Genomic DNA, 13,537 nt, shown 5'->3' on the forward strand with positions numbered 1-13,537 from the left:
GGAGGCAACGTAGCGCCGTCAGCTCAGCTTGGACCGGCCGTCGGTGGCCCACCACTGCGCGGTCAGCTTCAAGCCTTCGATCGACGCTCTCGGGAAGATCTCCTCGTACGTCCGGCGATAGCCCGTGTGCGCGATCAGCCAAGCCCCGTCGACCTTGACGTAGCGGTCGGAGTAGAACGCCGCGCCCTGCACGGTGACCCCGACGTCGACGAGCACGACCACGTCCTCGAGCGCCCAGGTGCCCTCGGCTGTGGTGGGCCCGGTGAGGTCGATCTCGGGGTGGTGGCACCGATGGCTGGTGAGCATGGTGGTGGCGCCCATCGAGGTCCGGAGGAACTCCATGATCGCCTCGCGCCCGTCGTAGCGGTGCGCCCCTCCCCCGTACGCGGCCGTCGCATCAGGGGTGAAGCACGTGGCGAGCTCGTCCCACTCCTTTTGGTCTAGGCACCGCAGGTAGCGGTACTTCAGCCGCTTCACGAGCTCGATCTCGACCAGGTCTTCGGGTGTCACGCGGGCGACCGTACCGTGTGGCACCGCGGCCGGTTCGGGCGGCGCGCACCCCAACGGCTTTGCAACGACGCGGGTCAGCCCGCATCCTTGACCCCATGTCCCTTGCCAACGCCCCCTCCTCGTCCGGAGTCGTGGCGGTAGGGCTGCACAAGTCGTTCGGCGCCGTGCACGCCGTCCGCGGGGTCGACTTGTCGATCCCGGCCGGACAGACGGTGGCGCTGCTGGGCCCGAACGGTGCGGGCAAGTCCACCACCATCGACATGCTGCTGGGACTGAACAAGCCCGACGCGGGATCCGTCTCGCTGTTCGGAATGAGCCCTGCCGATGCCGTCCGTGCCGGCGCCATCGGCGTGATGCTGCAATCCGGCGCGGTGATCCGCGACGTGTCGGTGCGCGAGCTCGTGGCCGTGATGGCCTCGCTGTACCCCGACCCCTCGCCGGTCGACGAAGTCCTCCAACTCGCCGGCGTCGAGACCATCGCCGACCGCCGCACCAACAAGCTCTCCGGCGGCGAGACGCAGCGAGTGCGCTTCGCGGTGGCGATGGTGTCGAACCCCGACCTGCTCGTCCTCGACGAGCCGACGGTCGCCATGGACGTCGAAGGCCGCCGCGACTTCTGGGCCACGATGCGCACGGTCACCGGGCGCGGCAAGACCGTCCTGTTCGCCACGCACTACCTCGACGAAGCCGACGCGCACGCCGACCGGATCGTGTTGCTCGCCGGGGGTCGCGTCGTCGCCGATGGCGCCACCACCGAGATCAAGTCGCTGGTCGGCCGGCGGGTGATCTCGGCCACGCTCGTCGAGCCTGACCTCGCCGCGCTCGAGGCGATGACCGGCGTCGACTCGGTCGAACAGCGCGGCGCCACCGTCACGTTGAGTTGCAACGACTCAGATCAGGCGCTGCGCGAGCTGCTCGCCCGCTTCCCCGCCGCGCACGACATCGAAGTCCGCGGCGCCGGGTTGGAGGAGGCGTTCCTGGCGCTCACCGCCGACGACGGCCAAACGAGCGACGGCCCCACGAGCAATGGCCGAGCGGGCGATGGCCCGACGGCTGACGGCCGGCAGCACGACGGCGTGGTGGAGGAAGCCCGGTGAACGTCTCGCTCGCCTACACACGCTTCGAGTTGCTGCGCATGTTCCGCAACGTGCGCTTCATGCTGTTCTCCCTGGTGTTCCCCGTGCTGTTGTACTTCCTGATCGCCGGGCCAAACCGCCACGCGCACCTCGTCGGGATCCCGTTCCCGCTCTACTACATGTCGGGGATGGTCTCGTGGGGTGCCATGGCCGCGGTCATCGCAGGCGGCGCCCGCATCGCAGCCGAGCGAAGCGTCGGTTGGAACCGTCAACTCCGACTCACCCCGCTGTCGCCCACCGTCTACATGGCCGCCAAGGTCCTCACCGGCTACGCCATGGCGGTCGTGAGCATCGTGGTCCTCTATGCCTCAGGCGTGTCGATGGGCGTGCACCTGAGCGCCACCAACTGGATCACCATGACGGGTCTGACGCTGATCGGCCTCATCCCGTTCGGGGTCATGGGGGTGTTGATCGGCCACCTCGTCACCACCGAGAGCATGGGTCCGGCCATGGGTGGCATCACCTCGTTGTTCGCACTGCTCGGCGGCGCGTGGGGCCCGCTCGGCGCCCAGGGCTCGTGGGTGGAGAAGATCGAGAAGCTCCTCCCGTCGTTCTGGCTCACCCGCGCGAGCCAGTCGGTGGTCGACCGGGGCTCATGGCCACTCGAGGCATGGATCGTGATCGCCGTGTGGACGCTCGTGCTCGTCCGCGTCACCATGCGCGTGTACCAACGCGACACCAAGCGCGTCTGACAACCACCAAGACCACCCGTTCCGGGCATCAAGACGACGAATCTTGCGACCACGAGGAGCCCGCATGACCGATGAACTGCGACGCAACGACGAAGCCGGCCAGTACGAGCTGACCGACGCTGACGGCAAGGTGCTCGCGCTCACGCAGTTCGAGGTCGACGGTGACCGCGTGGTGATGCCGCACACCGAGTCCGATCCTGCCTACAAGGGTCGGGGGCTCGCCGGGCGGGTGGTCGCGTTCGCGCTCGACGACATCCGGGCGTCAGGCCGCAAGGTCGAGGCGAAGTGCGAGTACGTCCAGAACTACATCGAGCGCCACGATCAGTACCACGACCTCGTCGCCCACTGAGACCACGGCGGGGGTGCGTTAGGGTCCGCGGTCCGACCACGGATCGACATTGGGGGCACCAGGGATGCGCTGCACGAAAGCGAGGCGACGGGCCGCGACTGCGGTGCTCGCCATCGCCACGGTCGCCACCGCCCTGGCGGCTTGCAGCACCTCGGGCTCCACGAGGACCACCGGCTCGGCCGCGCCGACGTCCACCACGGAACCGGCCCGCCAACTCGAAGTGGTGGTCACCAACGATGACGGCTACCGCGCCGAAGGGATCGACGCGATCGTCCGCACCCTCACCCGGATTCCCGGCACCAAGGTCATCGTGGTCGCCCCCGAGGGCCAAAACAGCGGGGCCGGCGCCAAGGTCACGACCGGTCCACTCGTCACGGTCGACGGCAAGACCTTGAGCGGCTACGCCGCCCACGCGGTGAAGGGCACCCCCGCGGACACGATCCGCGCCGCGTTCGACGACCTGAAGCTGCGACCGGACCTCGTCGTGTCGGGCATCAACCAGGGCCAAAACCTCGGGCCGGCCGTCGACTTGTCGGGAACGGTCGGCGCGGCGAGGGCTGCCGTCGCTCGCCATGTGCCGGCCATCGCGGTGAGCGCCGGCCTCGGTTCGCCCGTCGACTACACCACGCCGGCCACGTTGGTGGGTGACTGGATCCGCCAGCACCGCGCCGGACTGCTCGACGGGCGCGCGGCGATCGAGATCGTCTCGTTCAACTCCCCGACGTGTCCGACCGGCGAGGTCCGTGGTCTGCGGCAGGTGCCCGCCGACCTCGACAGAGCCCACCTCGCGGCCAGCATCCAGCCTCCCGACTGCACGTCGACCCTGACCGACCTGCCGAACGACGTCGTGGCGTTCCACAACGGCTTCAGCACCGAGAGCGTGCTGTCCCCTGTGCCGGGCTGACCGGCGCGCCCATACTGGAGCGATGGACAACTCGACCACGCCGATCCCCGTGAACGGCGCATCCGGCGGGTCCGCGGCCACCGAACCGATCGACGTGGTCCGTGGGTTCCTGCGGGCACTCGAGGAGCTCGACATCGACCGGGCCCTCACGTTCACTTCCGACGACATCACGTATCAGAACGTGCCGCTGCGACCCGCCCGGGGACGAGCGGAGTTCGAGAAGCAGATGCGGGCGATGGCCCGCTACGGAACGGGTTTCGAAGCGGTGATCCACCACATCGCCGCCTCGGGCGACACCGTCTTGACCGAGCGGACCGACGCCCTCGAGGCACACCGGTTCCGGGCCGAGTTCTGGGTCTGCGGCACGTTCGAGGTGCGCGAGGGCAAGATCCTGCTGTGGCGCGACTACTTCGATTGGCCCACTGTCACGGTCGCCACGGCGAAAGGCGCGGTGCGGGCGGCGGTCGGCGCGGTGACCGCCAGGTTCGGCAAGCGCTGAAGTCGTAGGGTTCCACCCATGCAGGACTCGGTCACGGTCCACATGTCGGCGTCACCCCAGCGCGTCTGGGAGCTGGTCAGCGACATCACCAACACGGGCAAGTTCAGCCCCGAGACGTTCGAAGCCGAGTGGCTCGACGGCGCCACCGGGCCCGATGTAGGCGTCCGCTTCCGGGGCCACGTCAAACGCAACGGTCGCGGCCCCACGTACTGGACCGTGTGTCGCATCACGGCTTGTGAGCCCGGCAAGGAGTTCGCGTTCGACGTGGTCGGCCCCGGCGACAAGGCCGTCAACTCCTGGGGCTACCGCTTCGCGGCCGCGGGCGACGGCACCGACGTCACCGAATGGTTCCAGCTCGCACCGCGCCTGCCGCTGAAAATCTACTGGGCGCTGCTCGGCAAGCTCCGCGGCCGCACCAATGCCGAAGGCATGCGCACCACCCTCGAGCGGATCAAGGCGGTCGCCGAGTCCGAGGCCTGAACGAGAACGGAGGGGCCATGGGCGTCTATGAGAAGCATGTCGTGCCGCGGCTGGTCGACGTGACGCTTCGAGGCAAGACGATCGAGGGCATCCGCGCCGAGGTGGCGGCGGGTCTGCGGGGCACGGTCCTGGAGGTGGGTTTCGGCTCCGGGCGCAACGTTCCTCACTACCCCGGGACCGTCGATCGGGTCCTCGCCGTCGATCCGTCCTCCGTGGGCCGCGCGATGTCGGGCAAGCACGTCGCCGCCAGCTCGACGCCGATCGAGTTCATCGGGCTCGACGGCGAACAGCTCCCGGTCGCCGACGATGAGATCGACACGGTGCTGATCACCTGGACCTTGTGCACCATCCCCGATGCCCACCAGGCACTCCGTGAGATCAATCGCGTGCTGCGGCCCAGCGGCACCATGCACTTCGTGGAGCACGGCCGTGCCGAGGACCCCAAAGTCGTGCGCTGGCAGGACCGGCTCAACCCGATCCAGCAACGGATCGCGGGTGGCTGCAACCTCAACCGGCCCATCGCGGACCTCATCGAAGGCGCGGGGTTGGAGCTCACGGAGCTCGACACCGGCCACACGCCGGGCATGCCCAAGTCGTTCAGCTACTTCTACCGAGGGGTGGCCACCAAGTCCTGAGCGGGGCAGCTGACCGGCAGACCGCGGACCGCGGACCGGCCTGACCCGCGGACCGCGGACCGGCTGATCGGCTGACCGCGGACCGGCAGACCGGCTGACCGCAGACCGGCTGACCGCGGACCGGCGGACCGCGGACCGGCGGACCGCGGACCGGCAGACCGCGGACCGGCGGACCGCGGACCGGTGAGCGCCCGCGCCGCCCGGCCGGCCTGCCCAACACCGTGCTGTGAGCACTTGGCCACCTGGCAGGTGGCTGAGCGCGCACAGCAGGACGGTCAGACCCGCACCGGTCAGCAAGTCGTCGCCGAGCTCGACCCGGCAGACCCCCTGACCCGCGGACCGCTGACCGGCAGACCGCGGACCGGCTGACCGGCTGACCGGCAGACCGCGGACCGGCAGACCGCGGACCGGCGGACCAGTGAGCGCCCGCGCCGCCCAGCCGGCCTGCCCAACACCCTGCTGTGAGCACTTGGCCACCTGGGAGGTGGCTGAGCGCGCACAGCAGGACGGTCAGACCTGCACCGTCAGCAAGTCGTCGCCGAGCTCGACCCGGCCATCGAAGTGCGGCGCCGCCAGCGCCCGCCAGGCGTCCTCGTCGCCGGGCACCAATGCCGGCACGTAATGGGTGAGCACGAGGGTGTCGACGCCGGCACGGGCGGCGGTCTGCGCCGCCTGCTCGACCGACGAGTGGTAGTCGCAGATGTCGACGAGGCGCTGCACCGGCGCGTGCTGCACGAGGTCGGCCCGCAGCACCGTGTGGACGAGGACGTCGGCGCCGGCGCACAGCCGGTCGAGACCCTCACACGGCACCGTGTCGCCGGCGATGACCACCGCCTTGCCGTCGTGTTCCACGCGGTAGCCAACCGTCGGCTGGACCGGCCGGTGGTCGGTGGGGCCCGCCACCACACGCACGTCGCCGCTGGTGACCTCGCCTTCGGTGACTTCCTCCACCACCACCGGCGGTTCCCACGTGAGGTCCTCGTGGTGGGCCAGGCGGTAGCCGATGTCGAGCTGCAGCGAGGCCAGCAGCGCGTCGACGACCTGGCGCGTGCCCGGTGGGCCGACGATCCGCAGCGGCGAAGGCTCGAACGACAGCACCCACCGCGACGTGATCACGTCGTTGAGGTCGGTCAGGTGATCGCTGTGCAGATGGGTGAGGTACACGGTCGCGAGCTGGCCCGGCCCGGTGCCGGCTGCCGAGGCCCGCAACAGGAGACCGCGGCCTGCGTCGAACAGGAGGTCCTGCCCTCCGGCGCGCACCAGCGTTGCCGGACCCGCCCGATTTGGATCCGGCAAGGGGCTGCCGGTCCCCAACAGGACCACTTCCATCCCACACCTCCCGCTCGCCCGCCAGGTACCCGCTTGCCGCCGACCCTAAGTTGTGACAGTCGTTATGTCAATACATGCGCCGACGCGGTGGCTGCCCCGATCCGCTCGTGTCGTACAGTCCGCCGTGCACAGGGAGGACCGCATTCATGACCAACGCCAACACGACCGACGTCTTCAACACCCACGAGCACCACGACGAAGTCGTCCTGGTCGATGAGCCTGCGCCTCACGTCCGGCGCGTCACGCTGAACCGACCCGGGAAGCGCAACGCGCTGAACCACGCGCTGCGCGGCGGGATCCTCCAGGCCTTGCGTGACGGCGACGCCGACCCCGAGGTGCGTGTGCAGATCGTGCGAGGCGCCGGCAAGTGCTTCTCGGCCGGCTACGAGCTCGGCAACGGCAACGAAGGGCTCGACCTGCCGTACTACACGCCAGGCGGCGATGGGCAGTGGCCCCGCCATGTCACTGAAGGGTGGATGAGCATCTGGGACCTCGCCAAACCGGTGATCGCCCAGGTCCACGGCTACTGCCTGGCAGGCGGCAGCGAGCTGGCCACGGGTTGCGACCTCGTGTACGTCGCCGAAGACGCGCAGATCGGCTATCCCGCCGTCCGCTTCGGGGTGCCCGACATGCACTTCCACGCGTGGTTGTGCGGCATGCGGGCCGCCATGGAGATGATGCTCACCGGCGACTCCATCTCCGGCACCGAAGCCGTGGAGCTCGGATGGGCGAACCGGGCGTTCCCAGCCGACCGGCTGGGCGACGAAGTCGTCGCCGTGGCGAAGCGGATCGCGTTGGTCCCGCCCGACATGGCCCAGCTGAACAAGCGGGTGGTGCACCGCGGCATGGAGATCATGGGCCTCCGCTCGGCCATCCGCGCCGGCACCGAGCTGTGCGCGCTCGGTACCAAGCAGGAGACCATGTACCAGTTCATCAAGGAGATGCGCGGCGGCCTGACCAAGGCGCTGCAACACCGCGACGAGCCGTTCGGCGACTACCGCACCGTCGAGTCACACGACGACTGACGGCCGCGGCCGGGGGCCGCGATCGACTTCGGGCTAGCGGGCCACCACCGCGCCGCCGTCGAGCACCACCACCTCGCCGGCCAGGAAGGCGCCGGCCCGCGATGCGAGCATCATCGTGACCCCGGCGACGTCCTCGGGCGTGCCGATCCGGCCGCGCGCCATGCCTTTGCCGAGCGCGTCCCAGTCGGTGCCCTCCACGTCGCCACCGGTACCCACACCCGTGCTGAGCATCCAGGTCGGGAAGGCGCCCGGAGCGATGCCGTTCACCAGCACGTTGCGACGGATCAGCGCCGCGCCCAACTGGCGGGTCAGCGCGTGGACCGCCGCTTTGGACGGGCCATAGGAGAAGTTGTCGAACACCGGAGTGCGGATCCCGTCGACGGATCCGATGTTGATCACGCGGGCCGGGTCTTCCGCGCTGGCGTTGGCTTCCAGCAGCGGCAGCAGTGCTTGCGTGAGGAAGAACACGCCCTTCACGTTCGTGTCCATGACCTTGTCCCAGCCGACCTCGGGGAACTCGTCGAGCGGCGCGCCCCACGACGCGCCCGCATTGTTCACCAGCACGTCGAGGTGCGTCTCGGAGTCGCGAAGGCGGTCCGCCAGGTGGTGTACACCGTCGAGCACCGACAAGTCGCTCGGGATCGAGATGCAGGTGCCGCCGTACGTCTCGGCGAGGCGCGCCGCGGTCGCATCGCAGACGTCGGCCTTCCGCGACGAGATGTAGACCTTGGCGCCGTTGGCGAGGAACCCCGCGGCGATCATCTCGCCGATGCCGCGCGACCCCCCGGTCACCAGCACGACCTTCCCATCGACGGAGAACAAGTTGGCGATGCGCAATGAGTCCATGGGCGACATCTTGCAGGCGCGCATCACCGTCGGTCGACTCCGGTGCGGACGGACCGCCAACCGGATGATTGAATCGGGCGAGCCGTCGAGGAGGAGCACGCATGGGCGTCAACCAGCGATCACAGGTCGAGATGACCCCCGAGGAGGTCGACGCGTTCCTCACCGAGCAGCGGTCCGCGACCCTCGTCACCATCGGTCCTTCGGGCCAACCCCACGCAGTGGCCATGTGGTACGCCCTGATCGACGGCGCGATCTGGTTCGAGACCAAGGCGAAGGCGCAAAAGACCCGCAACCTGCAGCGAGACCCGCGGGCCACCGTGCTCGTCGAGGACGGGCTCACGTACGACACGCTGCGCGGTGTGTCGCTCGAAGGCCGGGTCGAGATCACCGATGACCCCGATCAGCTTTTCGCGGTCGGGGTCAGCGTGTGGGAGCGCTACACGGGCCCGTACACCGACGAAGCCAAGCCGATGGTCGAGATGATGCTGAACAAGCGCGTGGCCGTGCGATTCGAGGTCGAGCGGGTTCGCTCGTGGGACCACCGCAAGCTCGGCATGCCACCGATGCCGGTCGGCGGCACCACCGCGCCGTCTTGTTGAACCGCCGCGGCGCGGTGCGAGCCGGACAAACTACCTCTTGCGCACAATCTGCCCTCGCGCGTAGGACCCCGTCGCTGCAAGAACGGGGAGAGCGGGCGTATGGACTTGGACCGTCGTCAGCAGACAGTGAGCGCGCGGGCACCGCAAAAGCCCCCGCCCCAAATCGGCTCTGACACCCAACGGGGTCCGGCAGATGGACTGTTGGCGCTCCTACGATCCGCCGGGAACGCCGCGACGACGACGCTGCTCGGCTCGATCCAGCGCCAGCTGCTCGTCGGTTCGGTCGACGACCCGGCCGAACGCGAGGCCGACCAGGTGGCCGCGAGGGTCGCGGCCGGCTTGCGGCGCGGACCGGCGGGCGTGCCGACCACCGAGCCGGCGCTCGCCGCGGTTCGACGACGCGCCAAGCCCGGGCTCGACGGCAGCGGGCCCTCGGGCCACGGACCACGAGGTGGACAAGCCAGCCCCGAAGTGGCCGCTGGCATCGCCAGCGCACGCGCCGGCGGTGCGCCACTCGCCGCCCCGGTGCGTTCCACGTTCGAACGGGCCCTCGGCACCGACCTCGGTCAGGTGCGCGTGCACACCGATTCGCGCGCCGATCAGCTCAACCGCTCACTGAACGCGCGGGCCTTCACCACCGGATCCGACATCTTCTTCTCGCAGGGCTCGTTCCGGCCGAACTCACCCGCTGGCACCGAACTGCTCGCCCACGAGCTCACGCACGTCGTCCAACAAGCACCGACCGTACGGCGAAAGAACACGCCGCCGAGCGAGCGTCGGGACAACGAAGCCCTCGGTCGGCGTCAGCAGATCCAGGCGAATGCCCTGCCCGGACAGGTCCTCACGATCAAGGTCTCCGTCGCCGGCTCCGGCTACGACGTCTGGGCGACCCAGGCGCCAGACCAGAAGTTCGCCGGCAACCGCCGCGCGAACTACGAGCGGCGTGACGCGCTCGACGACAAACAAGATCCCGTGATGCACGAGAAGACACAGTCGGGCGCGTCCGGTCCCAATCTGAGCTACGCCGGTCCCGGGGCGAGGATCACCAAAGGCTTCAAGCAGATGGGGCATGTGGTGCCTGGGTTGAACAGCGCCGGCTCCAACAGCATGGCGAACCTGATCGACAAGGTCCCCAACAAGGTCAAGGACGTTCGCGCGGCCGAGCTGAGAAAGGGCCAGTACGCGCAGAACGCGCGGACCGTCATCCTCATCAAGGGCCACAGCCGGGGGTCCGTGGCCGCCTCTCAGATCGCCGAGATCCTCGCCCACGACCTCAAGAACGACAACGTCAAGATCGAGGTCACGCTGTTCGACCCGGTCCCCGGGCCCAAGGCGGAGGGAAAGAACAGCGAGATCGACTTCAGTGGGCTGAAGAACACCATCACCGCGCTGACCGTCGTCTACTCGGTGAAAGCCAAGGGATACCAGGGCTTCACGCCGCAGCAGGTGCTGGGGGCGGACCGGATCATCATCTCCAAACAGGACCACAGCGCCGGGTTGCGGGAGGGGTTCTCGTGGCGCGGGGAACTCTACCGGGGCAGCCGCCTCAACAGCCTTCCCCCCGGTGTCTACGTGGACCGCAACAACACCCATGGGATCGACGTCGAGCTCGAGCGTGTTGACGACATGGCGAGCGTCATCGGCAAGGTCGGCCGCGCGAAGGTGGATGCGGCAACCGACGAGGCCCACAACCAGTTCGATGCACTGCTGAGGAGCCGCAAGACGAAGAAGACCGATGACGAGCGCGAGGCGCGCGTGAAGGCAGTGCTCACCGAGTACTACGAGCGAACGATGCAGCTCCAGCGCACCGACCACGGCCCAGCAGCAAACCAGGCGCAAGGGCAAGGGCAAGGGCAAGGGCAAGGGCAAGGGCCGCAGCCGCATCAGCGAGGGATAACGATCGGAGCGCGGCAAGGGCAAGGGCCGCAGCAACAGCCGCATCAGCGAGGGATAACGATCGGAGGGCAGCGAGGGCGCTAGGGGTGTGAAGGCGACGGTGGCGCGCCCGGAACCTCGAACGCGACCTGGTCGACATAGCACCACCACCAGTCCTCACCAGGCTCGTACGACCGGATGATCGGGTGATCGGTGTGTGCGTGGAAGTGGGCGGTGGCGTGGCGGTTCGGTGAGCTGTCGCAGCAGCCGACGTGCCCGCAGGTCATGCACAACCGCAAGTGCACCCACCGGCCGCCGATCCGGAGACAGTCCTCGCAGCCCGTGCTCGACGGCTCGACGTCGTGGGCGGTGTCGAGGTGGGTGCAGGTGTCGGCCATGGCGGTCTCCCTGTCGTCGGCGGGCAGCTGACGCCTGTCTATCGCGTGGGTCTGCGGCATGAGGCGGCCTGCCACGGCCATCGCACCCCTCGGTTCGGCGGCACCTCGCGGTCATGCAAGTGTGTGCGCATGGAAGACCTTGCGCTGTACGTCCGCGACGGCGAGGCGTACGTCGGGACCGAGCTCACCCAGGGCGGATGGGACCCCGACGCGGCCAACGGCGGCGCGGTTCTCGCGCTGCTCGGGCACTGCCTCGAGGACGTGCCGACCCTGGTCCCGATGACCGTCAGCCGCTTCACGGCCGACCTCGTGCGACCCGTCCCCATCGGGCGGCGGATGCATGTCGTGCCCACCGTGTTGCGCGAGGGCAAGAAGATCCAGGTGGTGTTGCTACGGCTGCTCGCCGACGGCGTCGAGTACGTGCGGGCCACGGCGTTGCGGCTGCGCGACGCCGACCTCCGCGGTCATGAGGGACTGCCGGTCAGCTCGACCGAGTCTCGCCCAGCCGACCTCATGGGCCCGCCTGAGACGGCACAGAGCCTTCGCGACCTCGGGGTCGGCTCGCCGGGCTTCCTCCGCGCCGTCGACATGCGCCGGGCCCCGTTGACCGACAGCTCCGGCCAGGGCATCTGGCTGCGCTTGGAGGCGTCGGTGGTCGCCGGCGAGCCCGTGCGCACGACCGCGCGGCTCGCGGTCTGCTTCGACTTCGCCAACCAGATCGGCGTCGACCTGCACACCGGGTCGGTCACGACCATCAACCCTGATGTCACCGCGCACGTCCTCCGCGCGCCGACCGACGAGTGGATCGCGATCACCGGCGAGACCCGCTACAACCACGGCGTCGGGCGTGGCGTCTCGTACGCCGAGTTCAGCGACAACGACGGTGTGTTCGCGGTCGCGTCGATCTCGCAGCTGGTCCAGCTCCGGCCCACGTGAGCCGCGTCAGCGGACGGCGAGGCAGTCGTAGACCGCGTCGATGAGCGCCCGGTTGCGCGAGCTCTGCCAGCGCGGGATCACGTGGTTCATCACGTAGCCGAACGCCACGCCGGCATCGGGATCGGCGAAGCCCAACGCGCCCCCGGTGCCGAAGTGTCCGAACGCCCGAGGGCTGCGGCCCATCGGCCGACGTTCGGTCGTCGGTTGGAACCCGAGGCCGAACGTCACCCGCTCGCCGAGGATCGGGCAGTCGCCGCTGGCCCTCGGGGACGTCGCCAGGGCGAGCAGATCAGGTGAGACGAGCCGCCCCGGCTCGAGCAGGGCGGCGTAGATGCGGGCGACACCCGCGGCCGACGCGTGGTCGGCGGTGGACCCGAGCGGCAGCGCGCGCCATCGGGCGGTGTTGACCAGACCCACCGACGAGTAGCCGGGCGGGTTCATGTGGGCGAGCGCGTTCATCAAGGCGTCGCCCTCGAGCCCCTCGAACGAGGTGGGGGCGATCAGCGGCCGCGCCGGCGCCCAGATCACCTCGGCACAGCGGCCCTGCTCCGCCGCGGGGACGCCGAACCAGACGTCGGCGTCGAGCGGCGCAGCGACGCTTCGCAAGCGGTCGCCGGGCATCTCACCCGCGGCACGGTGGATGAGCTCGCCCACCAGGTGCCCGAACGTGTTGGTGTGGTAGGCGAGCCGCTCGCCTGGCGCCCACCAGGCCTCCGTGGCGGCGATCGCGCCGGTCATCCGGTCCCAGTCGAACAGGTCCTCGTCGGTCAGGATCTCGCGGATGGCCGGGACGCCCGCTCGGTGGGTGAGCGCGTGCTCGACCGTCGCCGATCCCTTGCCGCCGGCCGCGAACTCGGGCCAGACCTCCGCGATCGGTTGGCCGAGGGCGAGCAGCCCTTCGTCGACCAACTGCAAGGTCAACATCGCCAGCAGCCCCTTGCCGACGGAGTACACGTCGACGATCGTCGACGGCGTCCACGGGCGCGTGCGAGCCTCGTCGGCCCAACCGCCGACCAAGTCGACCACCGGCACCCCGCCGACGATCACGTGCACGGCCGCACCCACCTCGCCGCGCTCGGCGAAGTTCGACGCGAACGCCGACTCGACAGCTTCGAAGCCCGGGGCGCAACGACCCTCGATCGGCGCGTCAACCACTGTTGCGGAGCTTGCCACACCCCTCCAACGGCCCTCCATGTCGCGTGACGGCCGGCCTGTTGCCACAGGAACTGCCCGGGGCGCACAGTCGAAGGATCGGGCCAGCCCACGCGGACGGGCCCACCGGCCGTAGATGCGGCACTGACCGACACCGTCGCCGGGCCGCGGC

Annotated in this window: 16 protein-coding genes; 11 read left to right on the forward strand and 5 right to left on the reverse strand. The window is 69.5% G+C overall.

The features are described from left to right. Positions 1-18: 18 nt before the first annotated feature. Positions 19-510, reverse strand: a complete 492-nt coding sequence (locus tag VHA73_16325; protein HVX19590.1) for a nuclear transport factor 2 family protein — start codon at positions 508-510, stop codon at positions 19-21. 95 nt (positions 511-605) lie between these two features. Between VHA73_16325 and VHA73_16330 the strand changes: the two genes are divergently transcribed. From VHA73_16330 to VHA73_16360, 7 genes are all read left to right on the forward strand, one after another. Next, positions 606-1,607 (forward strand): ABC transporter ATP-binding protein, encoded by a 1,002-nt coding sequence (locus VHA73_16330; GenBank protein ID HVX19591.1) that lies wholly within the window; start codon positions 606-608, stop codon positions 1,605-1,607. Next, complete coding sequence (locus VHA73_16335) at positions 1,604-2,338, forward strand: ABC transporter permease (GenBank protein ID HVX19592.1); 735 nt, start codon at positions 1,604-1,606, stop codon at positions 2,336-2,338. Before VHA73_16330 ends, VHA73_16335 begins: the two co-directional genes overlap by 4 nt. Positions 2,339-2,402: 64 nt before the next feature. Beyond that, positions 2,403-2,687 (forward strand): GNAT family N-acetyltransferase, encoded by a 285-nt coding sequence (locus tag VHA73_16340; GenBank protein ID HVX19593.1) that lies wholly within the window; start codon positions 2,403-2,405, stop codon positions 2,685-2,687. 64 nt (positions 2,688-2,751) lie between these two features. After that, entirely contained in the window at positions 2,752-3,591 is an 840-nt protein-coding gene (locus VHA73_16345; GenBank protein HVX19594.1) for a 5'/3'-nucleotidase SurE, read from the forward strand. A 22-nt stretch (positions 3,592-3,613) separates the two neighbouring features. After that, complete coding sequence (locus tag VHA73_16350) at positions 3,614-4,090, forward strand: limonene-1,2-epoxide hydrolase family protein (GenBank protein ID HVX19595.1); 477 nt, start codon at positions 3,614-3,616, stop codon at positions 4,088-4,090. 18 nt (positions 4,091-4,108) lie between these two features. Beyond that, positions 4,109-4,570, forward strand: a complete 462-nt coding sequence (locus VHA73_16355; protein HVX19596.1) for an SRPBCC family protein — start codon at positions 4,109-4,111, stop codon at positions 4,568-4,570. A gap of 17 nt (positions 4,571-4,587) precedes the next feature. Further along, positions 4,588-5,205 carry a class I SAM-dependent methyltransferase gene (locus VHA73_16360; GenBank protein HVX19597.1) on the forward strand — a complete coding sequence of 206 codons (618 nt, stop codon included), beginning with the start codon at positions 4,588-4,590 and terminating at the stop codon, positions 5,203-5,205. 510 nt (positions 5,206-5,715) lie between these two features. Here the strand turns inward: VHA73_16360 and VHA73_16365 are convergent. Further along, positions 5,716-6,534: a ribonuclease Z gene (locus tag VHA73_16365; protein ID HVX19598.1), complete on the reverse strand. Its 819-nt coding sequence runs from the start codon at positions 6,532-6,534 to the stop codon at positions 5,716-5,718. A gap of 146 nt (positions 6,535-6,680) precedes the next feature. On the opposite strand from VHA73_16365, the gene VHA73_16370 reads away from it, so the two are divergent. Then, positions 6,681-7,559 (forward strand): enoyl-CoA hydratase-related protein, encoded by an 879-nt coding sequence (locus tag VHA73_16370; protein HVX19599.1) that lies wholly within the window; start codon positions 6,681-6,683, stop codon positions 7,557-7,559. Between the two features lie 33 nt (positions 7,560-7,592). Here the strand turns inward: VHA73_16370 and VHA73_16375 are convergent, their stop codons facing one another. Then, positions 7,593-8,405 (reverse strand): SDR family NAD(P)-dependent oxidoreductase, encoded by an 813-nt coding sequence (locus tag VHA73_16375; GenBank protein ID HVX19600.1) that lies wholly within the window; start codon positions 8,403-8,405, stop codon positions 7,593-7,595. A 101-nt stretch (positions 8,406-8,506) separates the two neighbouring features. Between VHA73_16375 and VHA73_16380 the strand changes: the two genes are divergently transcribed. Both VHA73_16380 and VHA73_16385 read left to right on the forward strand, forming a co-directional pair. Further along, the gene (locus VHA73_16380) at positions 8,507-9,004 is read left to right on the forward strand and encodes a PPOX class F420-dependent oxidoreductase (protein HVX19601.1); all 498 of its coding nucleotides are present in this window, start codon (positions 8,507-8,509) and stop codon (positions 9,002-9,004) included. Between the two features lie 126 nt (positions 9,005-9,130). Further along, positions 9,131-10,984: a DUF4157 domain-containing protein gene (locus tag VHA73_16385; protein ID HVX19602.1), complete on the forward strand. Its 1,854-nt coding sequence runs from the start codon at positions 9,131-9,133 to the stop codon at positions 10,982-10,984. Here VHA73_16385 and VHA73_16390 read toward each other — a convergent pair. Further along, on the reverse strand, positions 10,981-11,277 hold the full coding sequence (locus VHA73_16390) for a UBP-type zinc finger domain-containing protein (GenBank protein HVX19603.1): 297 nt from the start codon (positions 11,275-11,277) through the stop codon (positions 10,981-10,983). The two genes, VHA73_16385 and VHA73_16390, sit on opposite strands and share 4 nt — an antisense overlap. A 129-nt stretch (positions 11,278-11,406) precedes the next feature. On the opposite strand from VHA73_16390, the gene VHA73_16395 reads away from it, so the two are divergent. Further along, a complete protein-coding gene (locus VHA73_16395; GenBank protein ID HVX19604.1) occupies positions 11,407-12,213 on the forward strand; it encodes a thioesterase family protein in 807 nt (268 codons plus the stop codon). A 6-nt stretch (positions 12,214-12,219) separates the two neighbouring features. Here VHA73_16395 and VHA73_16400 read toward each other — a convergent pair whose 3' ends face one another. Then, positions 12,220-13,368: a serine hydrolase domain-containing protein gene (locus VHA73_16400; protein HVX19605.1), complete on the reverse strand. Its 1,149-nt coding sequence runs from the start codon at positions 13,366-13,368 to the stop codon at positions 12,220-12,222. Positions 13,369-13,537 lie beyond the last annotated feature (169 nt).

This window comes from Acidimicrobiales bacterium (assembly GCA_035547835.1).
Lineage (GTDB): Bacteria > Actinomycetota > Acidimicrobiia > Acidimicrobiales > Iamiaceae > DASZTW01.

Bases quoted from the DNA above. Each gene is read 5' to 3' on its own strand.
- VHA73_16330 (HVX19591.1), top strand. From the start codon at position 606: ATGTCCCTTGCCAACGCCCCCTCCTCGTCCGGAGTCGTGGCGGTAGGG.
- VHA73_16340 (HVX19593.1), top strand. From the start codon at position 2,403: ATGACCGATGAACTGCGACGCAACGACGAAGCCGGCCAGTACGAGCTG.
- VHA73_16345 (HVX19594.1), top strand. From the start codon at position 2,752: ATGCGCTGCACGAAAGCGAGGCGACGGGCCGCGACTGCGGTGCTCGCC.
- VHA73_16350 (HVX19595.1), top strand. From the start codon at position 3,614: ATGGACAACTCGACCACGCCGATCCCCGTGAACGGCGCATCCGGCGGG.
- VHA73_16355 (HVX19596.1), top strand. From the start codon at position 4,109: ATGCAGGACTCGGTCACGGTCCACATGTCGGCGTCACCCCAGCGCGTC.
- VHA73_16360 (HVX19597.1), top strand. From the start codon at position 4,588: ATGGGCGTCTATGAGAAGCATGTCGTGCCGCGGCTGGTCGACGTGACG.
- VHA73_16365 (HVX19598.1), bottom strand. From the start codon at position 6,534: ATGGAAGTGGTCCTGTTGGGGACCGGCAGCCCCTTGCCGGATCCAAAT.
- VHA73_16370 (HVX19599.1), top strand. From the start codon at position 6,681: ATGACCAACGCCAACACGACCGACGTCTTCAACACCCACGAGCACCAC.
- VHA73_16375 (HVX19600.1), bottom strand. From the start codon at position 8,405: ATGGACTCATTGCGCATCGCCAACTTGTTCTCCGTCGATGGGAAGGTC.
- VHA73_16380 (HVX19601.1), top strand. From the start codon at position 8,507: ATGGGCGTCAACCAGCGATCACAGGTCGAGATGACCCCCGAGGAGGTC.
- VHA73_16390 (HVX19603.1), bottom strand. From the start codon at position 11,277: ATGGCCGACACCTGCACCCACCTCGACACCGCCCACGACGTCGAGCCG.
- VHA73_16395 (HVX19604.1), top strand. From the start codon at position 11,407: ATGGAAGACCTTGCGCTGTACGTCCGCGACGGCGAGGCGTACGTCGGG.